This window comes from Methylobacterium marchantiae (genome assembly GCF_042679825.1).
Classification (GTDB): domain Bacteria; phylum Pseudomonadota; class Alphaproteobacteria; order Rhizobiales; family Beijerinckiaceae; genus Methylobacterium; species Methylobacterium marchantiae.
Genome location: NZ_JBHTND010000006.1, coordinates 1 through 23,469, shown reverse-complemented (window position 1 = coordinate 23,469; position 23,469 = coordinate 1). Strand labels below are relative to the sequence as shown.

Sequence of the window (23,469 nt, the reverse complement as noted above, 5' to 3'; positions counted from 1 at the left end):
AGGAGCCGGACGCCTGCGCCAAAGCTTGCCGGGTTGTCGTGGATCGGACCTCAAAACGCAAGGTTCGCGGCGAGATTCGCGGAAGCGTCCGCCGGACCCTTCCCGTGGCGCTGAACCGGCTCGGCCTCACGATCCGGCCGATCGGAACGGGGCTCAGCGATCCGCCGCGTCGAACAGCCCATCGACCATGGAGCGATAGCCCGATCCGAACAGGCGCAGGTGCACCAGGGCCGGCCAGAGCTGGTAGATCGCCCTGCGCTCGCTCCATCCGGTCTCGGTCGGCCCATAAGCTTCTCGGAAGGCCGGACCGGGCCGACCGAACAGGGACAGCATCGCGAGATCCACCTCCACATGTCCGTAGTAGCAGGCCGGGTCGATCAGCCCGGTGACGCGGCTTCCGTCGATCAGGATATTGCCGCTCCACAAGTCACCGTGCAGCAGGGCCGGACGAGGCCGCTCCGGCAGGCGCGAAGGGAGCGTCGCCGTTAGGGTCTCTATCCTCCGTGCGAGCGGGCCATCGACATGCGGACAGTGGCAGAGCAGCCGCCGCTCCGCCCAGAAGCCCGGCCAATCCTCGCTCCGGCGATTGCCGATCGGTACCGCGCCGAAGGCGTAGTCCCTGTCCCAGCCGTAGCTTTCGCCGGTGACCGCATGAAGCTGCGCCATCACACGGCCGAGATGCGCCTCGGCAGTCCCGCCGCCATTCGGCAGAAGCTCGATCACCAGGGTTTCTGTGTCGACCGCGAGCACGTCCGGCGCGGGGATGCCTGCTGCACGGATCACCCGCAGCATCCCGGCTTCCGCCAGAGGATCGGGCCCATCCTTCACGATCGCTTCGCCTCCGTCGTCGAGCGCGATCCGCGCGAGGCCGGACAGGTTGCCGCCGTTCACCGGCTCGGACAGGGCAAGCCCGCGCTCCAGCAGAGCCGCCCCGCGTTCGGCCAGGGTCTTCATCGCATCAGCGCCAGGACGAGGGCGCGGGCTCCCGTGCTCACGTCGGCCCAGGTGGTCTCGAAGCCCGCATCCGCCCCGTAATAGGGGTCCGCGACCGCCTCGCCCCTACGGCCCGGCACATGGTCGAGGAGAAGCGACAAGGCGGCGCCGTCCCGCGGCCGAAGCCGCTGCAACACGGCGAGATTGTCGCCGTCGAGGGCGACGATATGAGTGAAGCGGGCAAAGTCCGCCCGGTCGACCTGCCGGGCACGGTAGCCGGATATGTCGATGCCGTTGCCTCGGGCGACGGCCTGGGCGCGCCGGTCTGGCGGTTCGCCTGCATGCCAGGCACCGGTGCCGGCCGAATCGACCTCGACATCGAGCCCCGCCCGCTCGGCTTCCAGACGGAACGCGGCCTCCGCCAGGGGCGAGCGGCAGATGTTGCCGAGGCACACGAAAAGGATTCTGGGCTTGTCCGTCGGCATGCGGGATCCTCGTCCTTCGTCATCGGGGAAAGCGGTGCCCGCGCGGAGGGGCCATCATCACGGCGGAGGGACGGGTTCGCCCTCATTGGCCATCGCCGTCCGCCGCGCCTCCTGCCGCCGGCCCAGCCAGAGGCTGTTCACGAGCCACGCCGCCGAGAGCGGTACCGCCGTGAGGGCCACCGCCGTCGAGCCGAGGCCGAGGGCCGCGATGCCGGTGAAGGACCACGCGCCGATCTGGTCGCCGGTACGGTAGACCACGGTGTCGAGGAAGTTTTTCGCCTTGTAGCGGTCTTCGCGGGGGACCACCGTGAACAGTACTTCGCGGATCGGCCGGGCGATGGCGAAGTTGCCGGCCCGCCGGAAGACCTGGAACGCGACGATCGCGGTGATCGTGGGAGACACGGCCAACGCTGCGAATCCGAGGATACTCGCCGCAGGCAGGAGGGCAAGGCTGGGGCCGACCCCGATGCGCCGCACGATCCGGCCGGTGAGGAAGAATTGCACGCCGAGCGTCAGCAGGTTCACGAGGAAGTCGACGCTGGCGAAGAAGGCCGTCTGCGCCCCGCGATCGGGAAAGCTGCGCTTGGCGATGGCCGCCTGCTCGAAATACAGGAAGGTCGACGTCACCGAGAACAGCAGCAGGAACAGGCCGATGTTGAGGAGATAGGGCGAGCGGAAGGTGCGGGTGATCCCCGCGAAGGCGCTCCCCCCAATGGCCTCCGACGGCGCGGCACCGCTGTCGACGGGAGCTTGGTTCAGGCGGTCGGACAGGCGTGCGAGGCCGCGCATGCTGAAGACCGCGCCTTCGAGGAGTAACGCTGCGCCGATCAGCAGGACCCAGGTTGGCACGTCGCGGGCGAGGATCGCCGTGGTCGCCGATCCCGCGATCGCCCCGAGGGTCGCCCCGGCGGCGATGAAGCCGAACAGACGCTTGCCTTGCTCGGTGGAGAACACATCGACGATGGTGGCCCAGAACACGGAGACCACGAACAGGTTGAAGATCGACAGCCAGACGAAGAAGGCCCGGCCGATCCAGACATCGCCCTCCGGTCCGGCGACATAGAGGGCGCCGGCAAAGAACAGGATGTTGGCGGCAAAGAACCGGTAGGTCAGCGGCACGAACCGGGCGCGCGGCAGGGTCTTCACCAACCAGGCGAAGGGAACATTCAGGGCCAGCATGCCGACGAGAGTGCCGGTGAACAGCCAGGGCAGGTTCTCAATGCCGCCAGCGACGCCCATCTGGTCGCGGATCGGGCGCAGGACATAGTAGGCGGCGAGAATCGAGAAGATATACGCCCAGGACCACGCGAGCGCCGGCACCTCCTCTGCCCGGACGTCGATGAGGCGACGCAGCCAGGGCGGGATGGTGCCGCCGTTTCCGGCGGGGGGCGGAGCTGCCGCACCCTGCCCTTCGCTCAACGGGCGACCCCGAGGCGTGCGCGCAGATCCTCGGCGTCGAGATCGAGGCCGAAGCCTGGGGAGCCCATGGCGAAAGTGTCCGCCTTCGCCAATGGCCCTACCACCACCGGATCGAAGCCCGAATCCCTGACGAGTTGGGCCGCGGTCGCCAGCGCCTGAGGATCGTCCCCGGCCATGGGGATCGCCATGCGCTCGCCGCCGCGACCGGCGTTCCTGGCAAAGATCTTGTAATTCGCTGCGTTGAAAGCGCGGACGATCCTCGCGCCGTTCAGGTACTTGGCCGAGACTGCCGCGATCCCGTCGGCCCGTACTTCGTCGTAGACCTCGCCGTCGCGGGCCTGCGTCGCGTTGCCGGCATCGATCACCACCTTGCCCTGCAGCGCTCCGGCATAATCCCGAGCCAGCTGCGGATAGGCCTTGTAGGGTACGGCGACGAGGACGACGTCGCCGAAGGCGATGGCCTCCGCGGGCGTGCCCGCCTTCGCCTTGGGGCCGAGCCCCTCGACGAGCCCTTTCAGCTCCTCGGGATGGCGGGAGGAAAGCATCACCTCGTGGCCGGCCTTGGCCCAGAGGCCGCCGATGGTGCTGCCGATATTGCCGGCCCCGATGATTCCGATGCGCATCGGCTGCGGCGCGGTCTGGGCGGAGGCCGGAAGGTCCGAGGCGAAGACGCCCGAAGCGAGGAGGAGCCCGCTTCCCAAGACGAGGGCGGCACGACGGGTGACAGGATCAGAGCGCGTCGACATAGGCTTCCATTCGGGTTCGCTGGGCGGCATCGGGCATCCGGCCGCGTGCCGCGCCAAGATTGTCCTCGACATAGGCCGCCTTGGCCATGCCGGGGATCGGGCAGGTCACGGCCTCGTGCGCGAGGACGTACTTCAGGAAGAATTGCGGCCAGCTCGTGCAGTCGAACTCGGCCGTCCAGGGCGGCAGATCACGACCCTGCACCGCCTTGAACAAGCGGTCGCGCCCGAACGGCACGTTCACCATCACCGCCATGCCGCGTTCCTTGGCCAGCGGCAGGATGCGCTCGGCGGCGGTGCGGTCGTCGATGGCGTAATTGACCTGGACGAAATCCAGGGTCTCCCGTTGCATCACGGCTTCGAGATCAGCGAACTGACTGTCGCGCCAGACGGTGACGCCGAGATAGCGGATCTTGTTCCGTGCCTTGAGTTCCCGCAACGTCGCGAGGTTCGCGGTGGTGTCGATGAGGTTGTGGACCGCAACGAGGTCGATCCTGTCCGTGTTCAGGCGGCGAAACGAGCGCGCGATCTCTGCCGCACCGCCCTCGCGGCCGGTCGCGCCGACCTTGCTGCACAGGAACACCTTCTCGCGCAGCCCATCCTGCGACAGGATCAGACCGAGGACGTCCTCTGCGGTGCCGTAGCTCGGTGCCGTATCGATGACGGAGCCACCGAGGGCGACGAACCGCCGGACCGCCTCGCGCAGTGGCGCGATCTTCTCCGGAACCGGCTCGACCTCATAGCGGCGCGACGTCCCGATGCCGATGACGGGCAGAGTCTCGCCGGACGAGGGAATGGCGCGTCGGATCGGCCCGTCCTCCGCCGCATGAGCCGTCGAGACGGATTGCTCCAGCATTGGAACCATGAGCGGAAGCAGGCCGGATCCGGCCAGGAACGCACGTCGTGAGGGATGCATGCGGGCTCTGTCCTCATGCGGGTGATCGGACAGCACCAACGCATGGCTCCCGCCGAGGTGCCGGCGTATCAGGACACCGCCGTCAGCTTGTCGGCCATGGACTGTTCCTTGTCCCGGCGTGACGAGAAAGCCATGGTGAAGAACACGCGCTCAACACCGAGTTGGCTGAGCCTGTCCTCGCAGAGTTCGATGAGACGGCAAATGTCGCCGAGCTCGCCCTCGATGTTGGTGCCGTTGGCATGCATCTCGGCATTGAGGTGGCTGGCCTCGATGATGGTCTTGATTTCCTTCACGTATGAGGAAACCGAGGGCCCGACCCCCATGGGTACGATGCACAGATCCGCGACGACCTTCATGAACCTCACTCCTCCCCGCCTCGGCCCCGAGATCGGTCAAAGCCGCGATGGTTTGTCAACGACGACGGGCCTTGAAGGTCGCAGGTGATCTCGCCCGCAATCGAACAAGACGACCTCGATCGTCGGTCGCCGAGACGTTCGGGAGCGGTTCCTCCTTTCAGGAAAGGCTGGGCGCGGGGGGGCGAACGAGACCGAGTCGGCGTCGGCTAACCCCATGATTGAAAAGAATTTTCCTTAGCCGGCGGCACCGGCGAACAGGCAAGGACGGGACCGGCTGGGCTCCGGCGGTGTTGACGCGCATACCTCGCAACAGGAGATTTCGCCGGCCGATGGATATCGATCCGAAATCAAACGCTTCTGGAATGGGGGTCGCCGAAAGGCGGCCCTTCCTTCTGTTTCGAACGCGTTCATACCGTCACTAAAGAATAGCTTCGGGTGCCGAATTCCGAAAAATACTGCGTATCACCATGATCATCCAAAAAATTTTCCAGTCGGGACTGTCGTTTGTCTGGTCGATGCTTTGGCCGGCACTCCGATCACTGAAGGTCGAGCCGCAGCTAACGCGTCAACGGGGCGCGAAGATCGTGATGTTGCCGTTGAGCTGGTAGGCGGCCGATGGTGGAGTGTTGACGAACCGCAGGCGGACGGGGCTCTCGCCCAGGACGGCACCGAAGGACGGGGTCACGGAGATGGGAAAGCAGCGGGAGAGGGCATCCATCGCGGCGTTCTCGAACCGCTCACGGGCGTCCCGGTCCCCTTCGAGGCGACGTGCCGTGACAAGGGGAGCGCCAGGCAGAGCGCCAGTCTTGCCGATGCCGAAGCGGAACGCGATCAGTGATCCTTTCGTGTCCGCTGGTATCGCCCAGCATGAAGCGAGTGTCGCGCGAAGGTCCGCCCAGTTGTTCACCGCCGCTGGCGGTGGTGGGGACTGAGCCGGAACTGAGCAGGGTATCGCTACGCATGATCCGCCGAGCACCGTTGCAACCAGCCGGCGCGCGAAGACGGACCATCGTCGCGGTTTGACGCTCATGTCGACATTCTACGCGCCACTTCGCCTAGGAGCAAAGTTCGCTCGACCCCGAGGAGGTCAAAGAAAAGCGCTCACTCCGCAGGGCGACTGCGCGAGGAGCTCAATGATCTGAAGGGCTTAGATGTGACAGTGGCTGGGGGACGAGGATACTGAACCGCCCGTGAGCCGACTAGATAACGAAGGAAAATCAATCACTTAAGTCGCGAGCAACCGGGATTACCGTAGCAGCGAATTGTGTCGTTTGGCAAGGTATTTTGGGGGTATCGAGAACCGTGACCGTGGTACGTTGGTCGGATCGAGCCTGCGGCGGAGATTGAGGGTGACGAAGAGATTGCGGCCGCTTCTTAAACGCTCTGAGTTCTTGGATGCGGAAAGTTACTACAAGGCCTTACATTATGCGGGGGGACCGCAAACCGTTGGGGCATGGGACGAAAGCAATGCGTATGGTCATTTCGGTAATCTGATACGCGCTTCTCAAGGGAAGTCGTCTTCCCATGCCTTGCGCGAAGCAGACTACTCAATCCAAATGGAGCAGAATTCGCGTCAGAATATATTCATTCGGAAGCTTTTTTCTCGTCGTAGGTCGGTGGTTAGAGACTTTTCTAATGAAAAATCGACTCTTTTTGGGGCTTTAGAGTACGCAGCGCATTATGCGGCGGCTGAGTTTGCATACGAGTTTGATTTGTACTGCGAAGTTTCGATAACATTTTGGTGGCGGCGGCTCGGTGCAGATACCGATAGAGAGATCAAAGATTTATTTTCTAGATTCGCCAAGTGCATGAACGATTGGTTGTTCGAACGAGAAATTCCAACAGCGTATTTCTATTGCCATGAGAATAGCCAAAATATTGGAACCCATACGCATTTTGCTGTATACATTCCACCGTTTACTGGCCACCAAAATTGGCGAAAAGAATTTCGGCGATGGGTGATGGATTGGGGGAAAAAAGAGAGCTCCTTCCAGCACCGAGCTATCAGAGTCAGTGCACCGTTTAAGGGAAATCCATTGCTTCATTGGAACAATTTTCACTATCAAATGAAGGGTTACGACCCCTCGGTAGTTGTTCAATCAGCACGCAATGCCGATGACGGACGAGAGGTTCGGCTAGGGCATCTAATCGCCCGACAATGGTCTGATCCCGGTCACGTGACTTTGAAGCCCCGAAGCGGGAGCGCTACAAATCTGGGACCGTTGCGACGTAAATTGGGTATCCCTGAAGGTTTAGAAGAATTGCGATCCATAGCGCGTGTTAAAAGTGCGCAAGAGCGCGGGAACGTAGTCTCCGACGACCCTTTCTGTCCGCCCGTTCACCAAAAACCCACTCATGCGAGACCTGCATTCCATTCTCGTTTCGAGGACGGTAGTCGTGACGTGCGCAGACTGTATCCTATATTATTCTGCAAGTGGGTTACAGCTCTTAGCTACGATTATAGAAAGATCGATCATGGATCTTTCAATCCGGAATTATTTATCGAACCTATTTGAGAATTTCCGGTCGCTGTTTTTTCTGTGTTTCATGTGCGCGTCTTGGTCTCGCGGTGAGACGCTGTCACTTAGTGTCTGTCCGGAAACATTTCATAGGCAGAAGCGGCGTTTCCAGACAGAGCGCATTGCGGAGCCGCACAGGGGGAAGTCTAAGAACGGTGTCTGTTCGTTCCGAAAAACTTAATGATTTCAAAGGCAGGTTTCCGGACAGACAATTAGGCGGTGCTGACATTTAGGGCCAGGTCCGCCGCTGCGGCGGCGAGTTGGCTGCGCTCCACGTGGCAATCCATTTTCCACTTACGCGCTCGCGCAAATGGTCAAGCCTACGCACCTGGGGCATGCAGCTCCCCAGACATCCTGACATAGCGAGGACTCGTATAGCCGTCGCACGAAATCCCGCTGCATCCCTCCCCTGGATGTGGAGTGACGGAACCGAATTCCGCTCCAGTCAGCAGCCGATACCGGTTATCGTCGCCTGACACAAAACACGCGTTCCAAGGCGAAAGAAAGCCTGGCAGGTCAGCCTTTCCCCGTAGGAGTGATCCAGATCGTTACCGTGAGGACGATGGGTGAGGTGATCTCGTGCCTCACGAACCCCAATCAGTACGAGCACTCAGATTGCTCGCCTCTGTCTGCCTCGCGAAGTTTGGGGCAGACAGAGGTTTTTTTGTTCCGAATTTTGCTCGGCAAATCAGGCGCTTACCCGGTGGTTGAGTAGCCATGTGTGACTTAAACGGTTTCTTCCAGCCTGCTTGTGAGATGTACCCCTCGCTACGTCACCGGTGGTCCCTGGAACGCGATGCCGTGCGCGGCGCAGGCCGCAACCAGGGCCGCGATCTCAGCCTCGGTCGGCGCCTCCTGCGGCGGCAGGCCGTCCCGCTCGGCCGGGCGGGAGAGGCTGCGCACCATGTCCTCGAACGGACCCGTCGTGATCGTCAGGAAGCGTGCTTCCCGCGACACGATGCGGAACGAGTGCGGCGTGCCGGCCGCGATCGTCAGGGCTTGGCCGGTCTCAAGAAGGCAAACCTCCTCGCCGATCTGCATGCGCACGTGGCCGTCCAGGACGTAGAAGCTCTCGTCCTCGTCGCGGTGCACGTGGAGCGGCACGGCAAAGTCCGCCGCCATGTGGTGCTCGATCAGTGTGATGCCCCCGGAATTGTCCTTGCCCGAGAAGTGGATGGTGAGGCGTGCATTGGTAAACCAGAGTGGGTCGGCCAACCGCAACATCGCCCGCAAGGTCCGCAGCTTCGTGGACATGCTGGCCGCGTCCTTTGCCGCCCATCCCGACCTCGGCGGGCCGGGGAACTGACGGCCGGTCGGCACCGTACGGCATCCTCTCTATCTCCTATCGTGGAGCAGGTCGGACGACTACGAACGGACGCCACTTACGTACTTGTCGCCTGATTGAGCGCGGTATTCGACATCAGTCGGAGAATGGTTTGAGCGCAGGAAACCGGGTCTGTACCCCCGTTGAGGGGGGGGTGGGGCTGAGCTACAGGTTGGCGGTGGCGATGAAGGGGCGATGCGGGGAGAACTCGTATGGTTCGGGTTCCATAGTTTCAAACACTTAGCGTGGGCTGATTTTGCGAGAATTGTGAGATGTGGTCACCCGGGTGTTCGGGTGACCCGTGGCGTTATGTGGGGGGTCGCTGCGTCGGCCTTGGGGGGTAGTGGCCCCCGATGAAGAGCGGTTGTTCAGGTCGTGATGCGGCCGGCTGCCCGCGCCTATTTGGCGTATTGGGACAGTGGTCGGTCCGGAATGAAGTGGGCGTCGCGCTCGATCGGAAGACGAAGGCGGCCGCGGATTGCGGTGAGTTCGCTGATGAGGACGTAGCTGAGTTCCGGGTAGCCCTGGCCGGTGTCGCAGAGTTCGAAGGCACGGTCCGGCTCGTTCGGGTCGAATTCGCTCAGGAGCCAGGTGCCGGGGCCGTCGGGCATGAAGAGCTTGGTGACCGGGGGCGGGTCGAAGTTGGGGTCGTGCTGCGACTTGTGTACGTTGGCAAGCAGTTGGCTGCGGTCGGTGTCAGTGATGATGCTGGCGGTGGTGGCGTTGGCGATTGTGGGCATGTGCGGGGTCCGTGTCGGGTTGGGACGTGCGGTCTCCGCCCTGGCTGTTGGGGGCCAGGGCGGGTCCGATGCGGAGTGTGTTGTGTGGTCAGATGAAGTTGGAGCCGGGGCGCCGCTGGTGTCGGATGTCAGGCGGCGGTGACTGTGGCCTGGCGGCGTGGGCGGCGGGCTGATGCGGCGGCAGCCGTGAACAGCGTCTCGGGGACAGTGTCGAGATGAAGCTCGCCGTCGACCAGCCAGAAGTCGGTGTAGCGGCGGTGGAGCTTTTTGGCGTGTTCCGGGAGGCCGGCTGTTGCGATTGCGGCAATCACGCGTTCGAGGGTAAGCGGGATGAAGGGGATGCGTCCCGTGGCCGCCGATTGTAGCTGGCGGGCGTAGGTCGTGGCCGCGGCGTGGGCCAGGTGGTTGTGCTGGGGGGCAATGAACGCGAGGACGGCGTAGTCCGCGAGGCCTTCGTCCAGGATCGTGGCGGCGAGGCAGTGCTGGCGGAAGAGCTGCTGGCAGGGGTTGGTGGTTAGGGTTGGGGCCGTGGGGTCGATGAAGAGGTCGGTGGTTGGGGCCAGCGCTGTGTACCTGTCGTTGAGCCATGGCGCCGGCTCGTAGCCGCTTTCGCTGTACTTGACCTCGATGCAGATGAAGACGCGTGCGCCCGTTGCCGAATGGCCGCGGATCGCGAGGTCGAACGCGGTGCCGTCTGCCGTGAAGCGGGGGTCGCCGCGGCCAGGGCTGTGCTCGAAGATGAACTCCGTCACCTCGGTCATGACGCCTGGGATCAGGTCCGCGATGAAGCGGGTGGCGAGGGCGGGGTCGCGTTGCAGCAGGCCGAAGAGGTTGAAGGCCAGGGGCTGCGACGAGAGCAGGTTGGTCTTCAGGCGCTCCACATCATAGACGGCGCCGAGTTCTCGGTAGGCCAGGGCGCGGGCCACGGTGGGCACGATGTCGGGATGAAGGAAGTTGGCGCCCTGATCGCCCGCAGCGGTGCTGATGCGGGAGCCAAGGCGGCGACGCTTGCCATTTGCGCCTGCCGGGAGGTGGCCGGTGGGTAGGTCGTGGTCCTCACGCCAAAGTGCCTGGAGGAAACGGGCGGCGGCCTTAAAGCGGTGGTCAGCGGGGACGAAGACGTGGTGGCTTCGGCGTTGGGCCTCTGGGATGATCGGCAGGATGGTGAGCGGTCCTAGCTCGGTGGGGTCGAAGGCGTCGAGATGGGTGGACGAAGGGGTGGGGTCGCTGGCGGGGGACAGCGGGATGAGGGCGTTGTCGGCCATGATGAAATCCTGACATGCAGCCGCGTCGGTGCGGTCTGGTCAGGATTCCCGTTGCTTGTCGGATCATGAACGAGAATGGGCGGCAGCAGTGGTGATGGTGGCGTACCGGACGAAGGATTGGTGGTGGCTGGGGGCTGGATCGGTGTCGTGGGCAGGGCGACGTGCTGGCGTGGTGGCTGTCTGGGCAGCGTGTATGTCGTAGGTGGCGCAGGGGATGGTCGTACGTAGGGGCGTACGTGGCTGGGTGTATGCCGGCGCCTACCGGACGGCTACGTGCCGGACACGCTATCCCATCCGGTATTCGAATGCCCTAATTCTTTTATAGCGGGTTCGAGCATTCGAAAACACGCGGTTGCGCCCGGTCCCTCTGCAGCGTTGCGCCGTTGTGTCGTCCGTCCCACTGGTGCGACGGGTGTTGCAATGCAGGTTAGGCGTCCTGATTCAACCTAGTGCGGTCGACGATGCGATGCATTGTGTTTTCCGCGAGATCACGCAGTGCATGGGCCATCTCGTCGAGCCAGAACGGCTCCAGTCGATACCGGATGCGTAAGACCAGTTCGGTTTGTTCCTGCCCTGATCGTGAACGGATCGGCGCCCAGTCGAACGAGAGAGCCAATCCGGTCCCGTCAAGTTCCTGTTCGGAGGCTGTCATCCCATCCGTGGCGGCTGAAAATCGCTGCTGCGATACGGCTGTCATCCAGAGGGGGCATCGTTCCTCGATTGCACCGTCGTAGCGGCCAAGCGTGAGGGCTCCTCGATCACCCCGCACGGCAGCGAGATGGATACTGACGAGGGGGCATTGGAACGAATCTGAGCGTGATGCAAAGAGATCCGGGTGCTTTAGAACCAGCCCGATCGTATTGTTTGCTACAGCGAGGGTACGAACGATCTTGATCGTTCCTGCAATGTCGGCAGGGGCAATACGGCGTCGAAGCATTGTGAGGCATCCTGTCGAAGGGACGCCTCACCACAGCCAGATCCGATGCACGATGTAAGGGGGAAAAGTTAAGCGGGACATACGCGCTGCCCCAAAGAGTCTATTGTAAGGGGTAAGTCGATGCGTCGGTGTATGTTGCAAGCCTGCGGTGAGGCGTTGCCGATTAAATTCGGCAATGCTCGTATAATTGCAAGGCTTTCGAGTGAATAGAGCTCCGCCTTGCAGTGAATGGGACTCCCTCCGCCTAATTTAACGCCAATTCTAAATTGTTCGGCGAAGAGGGAGCATAGACCTATTACACACCGCAGATATTTTTTAGATCCATGCGTAGTCTGTAGTCAGACCACTGCGCGCACTGTGAAGGTCTGTTTTCGAGCTATCGATGAGGTGGGGGCGACGACCACGTTGGGTGGTTCTGTTGCGGTCCGCTGTCGAGTGATAAGCTCCCGAAAAGGACGGTAAGTTGGCCGACTTACGGTTGTCAAACTATCCGGGAATAGGATGGCGCGGAACTTGCCATGTTTCTTCCAAGTACTCCCTATAATCGATACAGATTATGAGGTCGCGATCTCGTGGTGGCCCATGACCTCCAGGTCACACACCAAACCCAAATGGTCCTGCCCGCCGCCACCGTTGGCCATACAGACAGAGAACAATTGCTGGGCCAGTGCCGTACCCGGCAGGGCGAGGCCAAACGCCTGCGACGCGGTGTCCTCAAGCAAACAGACAATCTCGAAGCTTTGATCCATGCCAACATTGCTCAGATCAACGCTGCTCCAAAGCCTTTCGTCTGGACCAAACCCGCCGAAAGGATCCTACGAAGCGTCAGACGCTTCGGTTGAAGAGCTTTTAACAGGACGACGAAAACTCATTCGCCCTGTCAATACTTAATGCTTAACGTCCGAATTCTGGTCTTCGAGTTCACGCGGCCCGAACCGTTGCCAGGAAGCGCGATACTTCCGCGGTCAGATACTCGGACTGCCGCGAGAGTTCGGAGGCCGAATCCAGGACTTGGGTTGCCGCGGCTCCGGTCTCCTCGGCCGCGTGGGCCACCCCCGAGATATTGGACGTGACGTCGCTTGTCCCCAAGGCTGCTTGACTCACGTTGCGAACGATCTCCTGCGTGGCGGCGCCCTGCTCCTCGACGGCCGAGGCGATCATCGTCGCGACGCTGCTGATCTCCTGGATTCTGCTCGTGATGCTGCCGATCGCCGACACTGCCACGCCTGTCGAGCCCTGGATGCGGCCGATCTGGGTGCCGATCTCGTCTGTCGCCCGCGCCGTCTGGTTGGCGAGCTCCTTGACCTCGGCGGCCACGACCGCAAAGCCGCGGCCCGCTTCGCCCGCGCGTGCCGCCTCAATGGTCGCGTTCAGCGCCAGCAGGTTGGTCTGGCCCGCAATGGACGAGATCATCGCCACCACGTCCCCGATACGGGTTGCCGCCTCGCTGAGATCGCGCACGAGAGCCTCCGTGCGAGTGGCTTCCGTGACCGCGTCACGCGCCAAAGTCGCCGAGTTATCGACTTGACGACCGATCTCCTGGACCGAGGAGCCGAGCTCTTCGGCCGCCGCCGCAACGGTGCCAACGTTGGCGGCGGCATCCCGCGCAGCCTCCGCGACGGTGCCCGATTGATGGGCGGTGTCGGCTGCGTTCCCGGCCATGGCCTTGGCGGTGGCCTGCAGCTCCGTCGCGGAGGACGAGACGGCCCCGACGATGCCACCGACGGCGGCCTCGAAGCTCCCGGCCATCTCGTGCAACATCTGGCGCCGCTGGGCCTCGGTCGTCCGACGCATCTCCTCGGCCAGCGTGCCCCGGCGCTCCGCTTCCTCCTCGGTGACGATCCGGATCCGGTCGACCGCCCGTGCGATCTCGCCGATCTCGTCGCCGCGCTTCGCGCCCTCGATCTCGGACACCGCCTCGCCGCGGGCCATGACGGTCAGGGTCCGGGTGAGTCGGTTGATCGGGTTCGTAATACTGGTGGAGAGAAGATACATCAGGATGAGCGCGATGAGTGCGATGCCGCCGGTGACGCCGAGCTGCCAGATCAGGTCCGTATGCGCGCGGGCCGACAATCCGTTGCTGAGTTTGACCGCTTCCGCCATGACGAGGGTCCGTGGCACGGCGATCAGGACCGACCAGCTACTTCCGGTCTGCCCGAGGGTGAGCGGCGCGACCACCCGGATCTCGTCGAGGGCCTCGTCACGGCCGACGAAGCGTCGCCCTGCCCGCATGGTGTCGGCATAGGCCCTCCAGCTCGCATCGACGCTGGCGAGGGTTCCGCCGATGCCGCCGGGATGGCGGCTCGACGCCACGAGGAGGCCGGCCGGCGAGACGATGGCGACCGAGCCCTTGCCCTCGTAGATCGAGGCGTTGACGGCCTCGGTGGCCTTCTGCACGAATGCGAGGTCGAAATCGGCACCGGCCACGCCACGGAACTTGCCATCGATCACGATAGGAACCGAGATCGTCGCTAGCTGAACGGGCTTGCCCTGCACGATGTAAGGCAGCGGCGCGAGCATGCTTTCCCGTCCGGTCTCCTTCGGCCCGATGTACCAGCCACCACGCATGACGCCGTTGGGGTGAAGGGCACGGCTGTCGTATTCTACGAGTGGCTGGACCGCGATCTGCCCGTCGGCCGAGCGCGTCCAGTACGGCAGCGCCCGGCCCGTTCCATCCGAGCCGACCTCGCGCCGGTCCACGTGTTCGGTATCGAGGCCGTCGATCGCGTTCGGCTCCCAGGCGCTGTAGGTCCCATTGAGGTCCGGATTGCGCTTCAGCACGCTCAGCAGGATCTCGTTGAGCTGTCCCCGGCGGATCGTGTCGCGGGAGGCGGTCTTGCCTCCGGCGACGACGCCGAGAGCGCTGCTCATGTCGCGCGCTGCCGCGAAGGCAAAGTCGATCTTGCCCTGGATGGTCGCGGCTTGGGCGGTTGCGATCGAAAGCAGGTTCTCGCTGCTGCTCTTGTCGAGGATCTCTTCCGTCGACCGGTTGACGATCGCATTACTGTGGATGTTGGCGCGCGCGCCGTAGCCGACGATCGCCGCGGAGACGAGTACCACGCACGCCCCGGAGATCGTGATGATCTTGAACTTGATCGAGCCCAGCGTGGAACGGGTCCCGGATGCCGAGGTGGACGAAGGTGGAATTCTGTCGATGGACGTCGTCACGGCTGCACTCGCGCTGGAGAAGAGAGCGTGAGTGTGACGCCGGGGACCTCTCCGATCGCTAAATGCCACCTTCGATTCCGCGATGCCGACAGTGTTCGAATGATTGGAATTTGCTCACGGCGAAGATGATTTAGGGGACCCTATGGCGTTCGTTTGCAAAAATGAACGCAGAACGGTCTTTCCTGGGGCTTCGCTGTCGTTCGTGATCACAGTCAGAAATGAAAGTGCTGCATCAAATCTAGGGGCGATCAAACAATAACACGCTGGTCAATTGGACTTAAGTCCGAAAGCCCCTGAAACGTTCGGCATGGCAGACTTTGAGAGCATTCAGGCCCCCCGGTGGTTCGAGCATCCGGCGATGGGACAGCCGATCGCCGGGCGTCAGGCAGGCCGAATTCCTGGTTTTGCATTGGCCTCGAAGGTGAACTTGATCCCTGCCGCTTCCAGAACCTGCCGAACGGCCAGGATCGTGTCGGGCCGGGCCTGGGTCGTCGTGGCCTCCGCTTCCAGACGGCGAACGGTCGATACCGAGATACCGGCCCGACGGCCAAGTTCCTCCGCAGAAAGGCCCGTCATGCCGCGCGCGCCACGAATCTGCTCGACCGTGATGTCTTGCGCGGCGGCTGCGCCGGCAACCTTGGCCGGAGTGGAGGAAAGGCGATGCCGGTCGGAAAGGTCGAGACAGATGCCGATCCATTCTCGGACGGACCCGTCCCGGTTCAGGATCGGAATGCCGCGGGCGTTGTACCAACGGTAGGCGCCATCCGAAAGGAGCAGGCGGTAATCGGTATTGTAGGGCTCACGGTGACTCACTGCGAACTGCCAAGCCGAGGCGGTCCGTTCGCGATCGTCGGGATGGATCGCTTGGAGCCAGCCGTCTCCCTGGACTTCGGCTTGGCTCTGGCCGGTCAACATCCGCCATTGAGGCATGTCCTGCACGCGACCATCGGGACTGACGGTCCAGACCACCGCGGCCGTCGCCTCGATCAAGGCCTTGAAGCGGTCGTGACCCTGCTCGACCGACATCTCAACCTCGTACCGATGTGTCACGTCCTTGACCATTCCGATGGCAAGCTTGGGCCGGCCGTCGGGGCCGACGAGCACCTCGACACGGTGTGAGACCCAACGCTGAGTCTGATCCGGTCGAATGATCCGGAATTCCCGCTGCATCGGCTGACCGGTACGCAACAGCGGCAGAAGATCGACGTGTCGAGCGCGGTCTTCGGGATGCATCATCTCCTTGGCAAAACCGAAGGTCAGCGCAATGGACGGATCGAGGCCGAAAACCCGATAGAGGCCGATCGATCCCTCGATCACCTCACCGTCCAGATCGCCCGACCAGAAGCCGATATCGATGGAATTCTCGACGAGCCTCAGAAAGTGACGTGAAGAAAATCCGCCCTTCGCCTTGTCTGTCGTGGCTGCCCAGGAAGGGCGCATGAGGGACCGTGCAGGCATAGCGTGAATCCTTCGCCACAAGGGGCTACGCCCGTGACCGGTTTCTCATCAGAAATATGTGGATTTTCGCAAAGAAGCTTTTTCATACCACATAAGAACTCAAATTTTCGAGATTTGAGTCAGTTTTCACTTTGGCGTCTTAACTATCGATCAGCAGATGCAGGGTATCGTATTTAATGCCGGCTGCGTTTTCCGAGCATGTGAATTTTCCAAAACATCATCAAATCCATACCGCGCAGGATTACGCAATGGGTCAAGTATTTGCATTGTCGCGATCAACGCTTTTTCTGACGGATGACTTTTTACGAGGAATCAAAATCATCAAGAACATGAACGCGATCGATATTTGTAACGTCGTCGATGTGCTAGATCCAGATCAGAGCAGCCGCCGACCCGAAATGACGAAAATTCGGGCGATCGTCAGCGATGTTTCATTCATAAGTTCTTCCACCATTGGCGCTCTCCGTAAGCATCTCGATCGTTTTCAAGACAATCGGCCGCCATTCTTCTGCTTGCTCCATGACAGTAACGCTCGGAGCAGGGCCCAAGCTCAAGCTCTCGGAGCGTTCCAAACCCTGCCGGCGAGCCGCGCCGCCCAACTGCTTCCGACGGCATTGTCGATGGTAGGTGTTGCGATTGCCCACCAACCCGACAGCATATCGATCGACAGAAAGGTTGCGCTGGCAAACGCAGCTCTCATCCGCCTCTTTCATATAGCGGGCGCCGGCGGGGGCGTTACGCTACAGGCCCTCGCAACCGCGGGTGAACTCGTCGAGACCGCGTTGAGCAGCAGCAACATCCGCGGGTGGTTGGATGTCGTATGGCAATTCGATAACGCCACTCACCAGCACTGCCTTCTCGTTGCGGGTTTGGTCACCGCCTTCGGACGGCAACTCGGTATGAGCCGAGCCGACTGTCAGCTTCTCACGCATGCCGCGCTTCTCCACGACGTCGGAAAATCGCGAATCCCGATCGCTATTCTGAACAAGCCAGGAAAGCTCGACACCATAGAAACCGCGATCATGCATGAGCATCCCACGCTCGGTCATGCGATGCTCATGGGCCAAGGTTTCTCCGAGGATATTCTCACCGTCGTGCGCTCGCATCACGAGTACCTCGATGGCTCCGGCTACCCGGATGGTCTGACCGGCACGGACATTCCGGATCTCGTTCGTCTCGTTACCATCTGCGATATCTTCGGCGCGTTGATCGAACGCCGCTCCTACAAGGAACCGATGTCGGGCGTGAAGGCGTATGCGATCCTCGAAAGCATGACCGGCAAGTTGGACATGGACCTCGTCCATGCCTTCCGACCGCTCGCGGAACTCGCGAGCTGACGGCATCCGACGACGGCTTCCGCGAAATGTCTCCGGCACATTGCAGGGCCGATCCCATCCCATTCCGTTCGATTGCCGATCACTGATTGATCTGGCGAACGCGACACGGACCGTCCTTGATCCAGCGCAAAGCCGGCGCCCGACGATTGGATCAAGGTCGAGTGACCCGATCCGAAACCTTCACCCGGACGTCCGGAGATCCCGATGCCAGCCTTCACCCTGCCGAGCGCGGTCGACCTCGCGCGAACGCAATTCGCCCTGACGGTCGTCTGGCACTTTCTTTTTCCAGCCTTCACCATCGGTCTGGCGAGCTTCCTCGCCGTTCTGGAGTGGCGCTGGCTGGCGACCGGTAAGGCCGTCTATCTCGATACCTACCGCTACTGGCTCAAGGTCTTCGCCGTGGCCTTCGCCATGGGCGTCGTCTCGGGTCTGGTGATGAGCTACCAGTTCGGCACCAACTGGTCGGTCTTCGCCGACCGGACCGCGCCGATTCTCGGACCGCTTCTCGGCTACGAGGTCCTCACCGCCTTCTTCCTCGAGGCCGGCTTCCTCGGTGTCATGCTGTTCGGTCTCGAGCGTGTCGGTCCGCGCCTCCATTTCCTGGCGACCTGCCTCGTCGCCTTCGGCACCCTGACCTCGGCCTTCTGGATCCTCTCCGCCAATTCCTGGATGCAGACGCCGACCGGCCACGTGCTGGGGCCGGACGGTCGCTTCGCTCCCGCCGACTGGTGGGCGATCGTGTTCAACCCCTCCTTTCCCTACCGCTTCGCCCATACGGTGACGGGCGCCTACCTGACCACCGCGATGATCGTCGGCGCGGTCGGAGCGTGGCACCTCCTGCGAGATCGGACCAATCCCCGCGCCCGGGTGATGTTCTCCATGGCGATGTGGATGGCCGCCATCGTCGCGCCGGCGCAGCTCGTCATCGGTGACATGCATGGCGCCAACACCTATGAGCACCAACCCGCCAAGGTCGCCGCCATGGAGGGACATTTCGAGACGCAGCGCCGGGCGCCCGCTTACCTGTCCGGCTGGCCGGATGCGGCAACCGGCGAGACACGCGGCGCCATCGGCATCCCGGGCCTCGCCAGCCTCTACCTGACCCATGATCTCGACGGCGAGGTGCGGGGGCTCAAGAGCCTGCCGCGCGAGACCTGGCCGACCAACCTGCCGCTGGTGTTCTGGTCATTCCGGGTCATGGTCGGCCTCGGTCTCCTGATGATCGCCCTCGGGCTCGGCTCCCTCTGGCTGCGCCAGCGCGGGCGGCTCTACGATACCGCGTGGTTTCATCGGTTCGCGGTCGCGATGGGGCCATCCGGGCTCGTCGCCGTCACCGCCGGTTGGACCGTGACCGAGACCGGTCGCCAGCCCTTCACCGTCTACGGCCTGCTGCGCACCGCCGACAGCGTCTCGCCCGTCGCGGCGCCCGCCGTCGCCGCCTCCCTCGCGGCCTTCGCTGTGGTCTACCTCGCCGTGTTCGGCGCGGGCATCTGGTACCTCCTGCACCTGTTCAACCAGGCGCCCCACGCCCACGAGCCGGGGCCGCCCACCGGCCAGCCGATCCGCACCGCCGGCATCACGCCGGCGCCCTCGCTCGACGCTCCGCGTCCCGGCGTCGGCCGTCCCGCCATCCAGCCCGCGGAGTAGTGCCCATGTCCCTCGACCTCACCCTCATCTGGGCGATCCTCATCGCCACGGCGGTCTTCCTCTACGTGGTCATGGACGGGTTCGACCTCGGCATCGGCATCCTGTTCCCGGCCCTCCCCGAGAAGGCCGACCGGGACGTCATGGTCAATACGGTGGCGCCGGTCTGGGACGGCAACGAGACCTGGCTGATCCTCGGCGGTGGCGGCCTGTTCGCGGTGTTTCCCCTCGCCTACGCCACCCTTCTGCCGGCGCTCTATATGCCGATCACCCTGATGCTCCTCGCCCTCGTCTTCCGCGGCGTCGCCTTTGAGATGCGGTTCAGGGCAGCCTCAGCTCCGGCTCAGACGGCGTGGGACGCCGCCTTCGCCCTCGGCAGCTACGGAGCGGCGTTCTGCCAGGGGATCTGCCTCGGGGCACTCGTCCAGGGAATCCGTGTCGAGGGCCGCGCCTATGCCGGCGGCTGGTGGGACTGGCTGACGCCGTTCTCCCTTCTGACCGGCCTCGCCCTCGTGGCGGGCTACGCCCTCCTCGGGGCCTGCTGGCTGATTTGGAAGACGGAAGGGGTGCTGCAGCTGCGGGCCTTCCGGCTCGCGCGAGCGCTCGGGTTCGCGACGCTATTCGCCATCGCGGCCGTGTCGATCGCCATGCCGTTCCTCAGCCCGGCCTTCCGCGGCCGCTGGCTGACCTGGCCGGCCATGGCCCTGGCCGCGCCCGTGCCGTTCCTCGTTGCGGCCCTGGGGTGGCGGTTCCTGGCGGCCCTCAACCGGAGGGAGGAGGTCGCTCCCTTCCTGTGCGGCCTCGGCCTCTTCCTGTTGTCCTATATCGGGCTCGGCATCAGCCTGTTCCCGATGATCGTGCCGCCGACGGTGACGATATGGGATGCCGCCACCCATCCGAGCAGCCAGCTCTTCCTGCTCGTGGGCACGGTGGTGCTGCTGCCGATGGTGCTGGCCTATACCGCCTACGTCTACTGGCTGTTTCGCGGCAAGGTCACCGCCGGCGCGCCCGGCTACCATTGAGGAGAGGCACCATGGCCATCGCCCCTCCCATTCGCCGCCTCGCCTGGTTCGTGGCCCTCTGGGCCGGCGGTATCGCCAGCCTGACGGCGATCGCGCTCCCGCTCCGGTGGCTTCTCAAGACCGTCTGAAAATCCTTGGCCTTGATCCATCTCAAAGCGCCCTCCGCAGGACCGGAGCATCCTCTTCTCGTCGCAACAACGGGAGACGATCATGACCTCAGCGATCGGGACGACCGACCTCGCATCCTCCGGCCGAGTTGGGATGCCCAGGGGATCTCAGGCGCGAAAGCTTTCCTCCGTGAAGCCCGGCGATCCGGCAAATCCGCAACCGGTGCCTCCGGCCCTGGCTGGGGGCGTCCCCGGACGGATCGAGGACGGCTTCCACGGCGCGGATATCGGCAGCCTTCAGGCCCTCGCGCTTGCCGTCACCGCCTCGATCCTCCTCACCGGGCTACTCTGGGTGGTGCTCTGAAGCCGCGGCGCATTGCGCCCGACGGCCGCGGCCGATCCGATAGGCAATCGGATCATGTCCGCGGCCCTCTGCAATCACGACGATTCCATCGAGCCGGCAGACCGGCCAACGGAGGCGGACATGTCCTACGCCAGTATCCTGGTCTCCCTCGACACGGGTCCCGATACGCCCGACAGGGCTCGGCTCGCCGGCGGAGTGGCCCTGCGGTTCGAGGCCACGCTGACCGGGGTCGCGGCCCGAAGGATTCCGTCACCGGTCGCGGTCAACGACATCCAGGAAGCCGAGTCCCTCTTCGCTGAAGAAAAAGCCAAGCTGGAGGAGGAGTTGTCGTGCGTCAGGGCAGTCTTCGAGAGGAGCGTCGGAGAAGCACGTGTCGACTGGCGCTCGGATATGGTCGCTCCAGTTCCGTTTCTCGTCGAGCAAGCGCGTGGTGCCGATCTCGTGATCGTGGGGCGCCGCGGTATCGACGACGAGGATCCGGGAGACATGGGCGTCCTGCCCGGTCCGGTGCTGATGGAGGCTGGGCGACCCGTCCTCGTCGTCCCGCCCCGGATCGAGCAGATCCAGGCCGCGCGTATCGTCATCGCCTGGAAGGATACGCCCGAGGCGCGCCGCGCCATATCGGGAGCGCTTCCCTTCATCAAACGGGCCGATCAGGTGTATGTGGTCACGGCCGGCGACGATGCCCGTTTCGAGGGGGCGGAGGACGTCGCCACTCACCTCGCCCGGCATGGCGCCCACGTCACGACCCATTTGCTGGCAAGGTCGGATCTGGCTGCCGCCGATGAGATCCTGCGGTTCGCCGCACGACACGATGCCGATCTCGTCGTCATGGGTGCCTATGACCATTCGCGGCTGCGGGAATGGCTGTTCGGCGGGGCAACCCGCGAGATCCTGCGGACGACGCCGGTCTGCTGCCTGATGAGCCATTGATGCGCCGGTTCACCGCTCTCGCGCTGGCGCTCATGGTCACCGGCCTAGATGCTCATGCGGAGGAGCCGCGCGTCCTGGACGCACACGAGAAGCGCGGCGAGGTCATCGCGCGGACCAATTGCGTCCGTTGCCACGCGATCGGGCGCGCCGGTCCCAGCGCCCTGGCGGAGGCACCGCCGTTTCGCATGCTTCACCGGCGCTACCCCGTCGAGGATCTCGGGGAGGCGCTGGCCGAAGGCATCACGACCGGGCATCCGACCATGCCGGAGTTTCGTCTCGATCCCGACGAAGCGGACAACCTGATTGCCTACCTCAAGACGCTGGAGCGGTAGGCCGCGCGACGCGGATCGTCAGCTGGCGGCGAGGCGCTCCAGCCGGGCTGGATCGATGAGTCGTACGCCACCCGGCACCACGAGGATCGTCCTCTCGCGGTCGAGGCGCGTGATGATCCGGCTGACCGTCTCGATCGTCAGGCCGAGATGATCGGCGATGTCCTGCCGCCCCATCGGAAGTTCGAGGGTCACCGAAGCGTGTCCGATCCGAGCATAGCGCTCGCGTAGACCGATGAGAAAGATGGCCACCTTCTCCTCGGCCGTACGCCGGCTGAGGAGGGTCATCTGGTCCTGCGCAAGTCTGAGTTCGTAGCCGGCGCGCTCGTGCAAGCGTTCGAGGAGACTGGGCCGTTCCGCCACCAGGGCCCTGAACGCTGCGCGCTCGAACCGGCACAGCCTGACCGGCGACAGCGCCTCGGCCGTCACGGTGAACCGCTCCGCCAGGGCCAGGCCGAGGAAATCGCCGATGAGCGCGAAGCCCATGACGTGGCGACGCCCGTCGGGCAGGAGCCGGAAGAGGCGCAGCGTGCCTTCGGTGATGTTGTAGACGGCTCCCGCCTCCTCGCCCTGGGCAAACAGGGCCTGCCGCGGCGCCAGCTCGACCGCCTGGCTGATGGCTTCGAGACCATCGAGTTCGTCGATTGTCAGCGCCGCACAGACGCTGATCAGACGCACTTTGCAATCGACGCAGCCGCCGGTGGAGCGCCCGTGATGGCAGCCGTCATCGTGAGCAGCGGGGTGTCCCGTCGGGCTCAGCATCTCTGAAGCCTCCGCACTATCGCCACGAGACGTCGAGGATAGACGATCGACCGTGGCAGCGGCGAACTAAAATCAACGGTCCGGCTCGCTCAGGCCCATTCGCGGACGTGTTCCATCTGTGGACGCCCCCTGGAGCCACGCAGCGAAGTCCCGTCCCTTCGAAGGGCTCGGCCGCAGGAGCCAAGGCAGTCAGTGCCGTTGCGGTAATGGGGCCGATGCCGGGGATGGTCATCAGCCGACGAGCCGTCTCGTCCTCCCAGTCCCGGCGGGCAATCTCCCGTTCGAGTTCGGCGATGCGGTCATTCAAGTCGGCCAGGAGGTCCAGCATCACCCGGAACATCTCTACAGTGGCAGGTGGAAGCAAGGAGCCCATCTCGTCCTCCAGAAGATCGCCCAGCATCGCCATGTGGGACGGGTCTTCCGGTGCAACCCAGCCATACTTGGTGAGATGTCCCCTAGATGTCGTTGCTATGGAGGTTGTCCATCCGAGGGTGTCGAGCGAGGCTGTGGTTGCGAAGCCTGTAACCCCGGACCCGGAGCCTCGGATGGACGCTCATCAGAATGCGCGCACGACGCCCCATAGTCGACGGTTGATCGTGGAGCGGCTGGCTCAGGGTTGGGCTGTGAGCACCGTGGCGCTCGCTCTGGGGATCGACCCGAAGACGGTGCGCAAGTGGCGCGATCGTTTCGCGGCGGAAGGAGTGGCCG

At 63.5% G+C, this 23,469-nt stretch carries 25 protein-coding genes; 9 read left to right on the top strand and 16 right to left on the bottom strand.

Annotation, left to right across the window (positions count from 1 at the left end; all coding sequences use genetic code 11):
* Positions 1–153 precede the first annotated feature (153 nt).
* The 7 genes from ACFQ4G_RS06140 to ACFQ4G_RS06110 all read right to left on the bottom strand — a co-directional run bounded on the left by ACFQ4G_RS06140 (position 154) and on the right by ACFQ4G_RS06110 (position 5,570).
* Complete coding sequence (locus tag ACFQ4G_RS06140; RefSeq protein WP_238208487.1) at positions 154–954, bottom strand: fructosamine kinase family protein; 801 nt, start codon at positions 952–954, stop codon at positions 154–156.
* Positions 951–1,418: a low molecular weight protein-tyrosine-phosphatase gene (locus tag ACFQ4G_RS06135; protein ID WP_238208488.1), complete on the bottom strand. Its 468-nt coding sequence runs from the start codon at positions 1,416–1,418 to the stop codon at positions 951–953. The genes ACFQ4G_RS06140 and ACFQ4G_RS06135 overlap by 4 nt, the downstream gene beginning before the upstream one ends.
* A 57-nt stretch (positions 1,419–1,475) precedes the next feature.
* Positions 1,476–2,837 carry an NTP/NDP exchange transporter gene (locus tag ACFQ4G_RS06130; RefSeq protein WP_379039896.1) on the bottom strand — a complete coding sequence of 454 codons (1,362 nt, stop codon included), beginning with the start codon at positions 2,835–2,837 and terminating at the stop codon, positions 1,476–1,478.
* The gene (locus tag ACFQ4G_RS06125) at positions 2,834–3,583 is read right to left on the bottom strand and encodes an NADPH-dependent F420 reductase (RefSeq protein ID WP_238208489.1); all 750 of its coding nucleotides are present in this window, start codon (positions 3,581–3,583) and stop codon (positions 2,834–2,836) included. The genes ACFQ4G_RS06130 and ACFQ4G_RS06125 overlap by 4 nt, the downstream gene beginning before the upstream one ends.
* Positions 3,567–4,496: an aldo/keto reductase gene (locus ACFQ4G_RS06120; protein ID WP_238208490.1), complete on the bottom strand. Its 930-nt coding sequence runs from the start codon at positions 4,494–4,496 to the stop codon at positions 3,567–3,569. The genes ACFQ4G_RS06125 and ACFQ4G_RS06120 overlap by 17 nt, the downstream gene beginning before the upstream one ends.
* 68 nt (positions 4,497–4,564) lie before the next feature.
* Complete coding sequence (locus ACFQ4G_RS06115; protein ID WP_238208491.1) at positions 4,565–4,852, bottom strand: MTH1187 family thiamine-binding protein; 288 nt, start codon at positions 4,850–4,852, stop codon at positions 4,565–4,567.
* A 565-nt stretch (positions 4,853–5,417) separates the two neighbouring features.
* Positions 5,418–5,570 (bottom strand): hypothetical protein, encoded by a 153-nt coding sequence (locus tag ACFQ4G_RS06110; RefSeq protein WP_238208492.1) that lies wholly within the window; start codon positions 5,568–5,570, stop codon positions 5,418–5,420.
* Positions 5,571–6,201: 631 nt separating this feature from the next.
* Between ACFQ4G_RS06110 and ACFQ4G_RS06105 the strand changes: the two genes are divergently transcribed.
* Positions 6,202–7,368 (top strand): hypothetical protein, encoded by a 1,167-nt coding sequence (locus ACFQ4G_RS06105; RefSeq protein ID WP_238208493.1) that lies wholly within the window; start codon positions 6,202–6,204, stop codon positions 7,366–7,368.
* 771 nt (positions 7,369–8,139) lie between these two features.
* Here ACFQ4G_RS06105 and ACFQ4G_RS06100 read toward each other — a convergent pair.
* From ACFQ4G_RS06100 to ACFQ4G_RS06070, 7 genes are all read right to left on the bottom strand, one after another.
* Positions 8,140–8,625: a cupin domain-containing protein gene (locus ACFQ4G_RS06100; protein WP_238208494.1), complete on the bottom strand. Its 486-nt coding sequence runs from the start codon at positions 8,623–8,625 to the stop codon at positions 8,140–8,142.
* 468 nt (positions 8,626–9,093) lie between these two features.
* Positions 9,094–9,435: a DUF2958 domain-containing protein gene (locus ACFQ4G_RS06095; protein WP_238208495.1), complete on the bottom strand. Its 342-nt coding sequence runs from the start codon at positions 9,433–9,435 to the stop codon at positions 9,094–9,096.
* A gap of 128 nt (positions 9,436–9,563) precedes the next feature.
* Entirely contained in the window at positions 9,564–10,700 is a 1,137-nt protein-coding gene (locus tag ACFQ4G_RS06090; protein ID WP_238208496.1) for a PGN_0703 family putative restriction endonuclease, read from the bottom strand.
* A gap of 427 nt (positions 10,701–11,127) precedes the next feature.
* On the bottom strand, positions 11,128–11,637 hold the full coding sequence (locus tag ACFQ4G_RS06085; RefSeq protein WP_238208497.1) for a hypothetical protein: 510 nt from the start codon (positions 11,635–11,637) through the stop codon (positions 11,128–11,130).
* Positions 11,638–12,191: 554 nt separating this feature from the next.
* Positions 12,192–12,386, bottom strand: coding sequence for a hypothetical protein (locus tag ACFQ4G_RS06080; RefSeq protein WP_238208515.1), 195 nt, complete (start codon positions 12,384–12,386; stop codon positions 12,192–12,194).
* Between the two features lie 172 nt (positions 12,387–12,558).
* A complete protein-coding gene (locus ACFQ4G_RS06075; RefSeq protein ID WP_238208498.1) occupies positions 12,559–14,805 on the bottom strand; it encodes a methyl-accepting chemotaxis protein in 2,247 nt (748 codons plus the stop codon).
* A 381-nt stretch (positions 14,806–15,186) separates the two neighbouring features.
* Positions 15,187–16,245, bottom strand: coding sequence for a PAS domain-containing protein (locus ACFQ4G_RS06070; RefSeq protein WP_238208499.1), 1,059 nt, complete (start codon positions 16,243–16,245; stop codon positions 15,187–15,189).
* Between the two features lie 194 nt (positions 16,246–16,439).
* Here ACFQ4G_RS06070 and ACFQ4G_RS06065 point away from each other — a divergent pair, with 194 nt between their 5' ends.
* The 7 genes from ACFQ4G_RS06065 (at position 16,440) to ACFQ4G_RS06035 (ending at position 22,002) form a co-directional block, all read left to right on the top strand.
* On the top strand, positions 16,440–17,600 hold the full coding sequence (locus ACFQ4G_RS06065) for an HD-GYP domain-containing protein (RefSeq protein ID WP_238208500.1): 1,161 nt from the start codon (positions 16,440–16,442) through the stop codon (positions 17,598–17,600).
* A gap of 204 nt (positions 17,601–17,804) precedes the next feature.
* Positions 17,805–19,247, top strand: coding sequence for a cytochrome ubiquinol oxidase subunit I (locus ACFQ4G_RS06060; RefSeq protein WP_238208501.1), 1,443 nt, complete (start codon positions 17,805–17,807; stop codon positions 19,245–19,247).
* Positions 19,248–19,252: 5 nt separating this feature from the next.
* Entirely contained in the window at positions 19,253–20,266 is a 1,014-nt protein-coding gene (gene cydB / locus ACFQ4G_RS06055; protein ID WP_238208502.1) for a cytochrome d ubiquinol oxidase subunit II, read from the top strand.
* An 11-nt stretch (positions 20,267–20,277) separates the two neighbouring features.
* Entirely contained in the window at positions 20,278–20,394 is a 117-nt protein-coding gene (locus ACFQ4G_RS06050) for a DUF2474 family protein (RefSeq protein ID WP_238208503.1), read from the top strand.
* Positions 20,395–20,476: 82 nt separating this feature from the next.
* Entirely contained in the window at positions 20,477–20,737 is a 261-nt protein-coding gene (locus ACFQ4G_RS06045; RefSeq protein WP_379039890.1) for a hypothetical protein, read from the top strand.
* 120 nt (positions 20,738–20,857) lie between these two features.
* The gene (locus tag ACFQ4G_RS06040; RefSeq protein WP_238208505.1) at positions 20,858–21,670 is read left to right on the top strand and encodes a universal stress protein; all 813 of its coding nucleotides are present in this window, start codon (positions 20,858–20,860) and stop codon (positions 21,668–21,670) included.
* Entirely contained in the window at positions 21,670–22,002 is a 333-nt protein-coding gene (locus tag ACFQ4G_RS06035; RefSeq protein WP_027171775.1) for a c-type cytochrome, read from the top strand. Before ACFQ4G_RS06040 ends, ACFQ4G_RS06035 begins: the two co-directional genes overlap by 1 nt.
* Before the next feature lie 18 nt (positions 22,003–22,020).
* On the opposite strand, the gene ACFQ4G_RS06030 is transcribed toward ACFQ4G_RS06035, so the two are convergent.
* Both ACFQ4G_RS06030 and ACFQ4G_RS06025 read right to left on the bottom strand, forming a co-directional pair.
* Positions 22,021–22,761: a Crp/Fnr family transcriptional regulator gene (locus tag ACFQ4G_RS06030; RefSeq protein WP_238208506.1), complete on the bottom strand. Its 741-nt coding sequence runs from the start codon at positions 22,759–22,761 to the stop codon at positions 22,021–22,023.
* Between the two features lie 16 nt (positions 22,762–22,777).
* Entirely contained in the window at positions 22,778–23,167 is a 390-nt protein-coding gene (locus tag ACFQ4G_RS06025; protein ID WP_379039957.1) for a hypothetical protein, read from the bottom strand.
* Here ACFQ4G_RS06025 and ACFQ4G_RS06020 point away from each other — a divergent pair.
* Positions 23,055–23,469, top strand: a 415-nt coding sequence (locus ACFQ4G_RS06020) for a helix-turn-helix domain-containing protein (RefSeq protein WP_379039887.1), incomplete at its 3' end; no start/stop codon positions are given. The genes ACFQ4G_RS06025 and ACFQ4G_RS06020 overlap by 113 nt on opposite strands.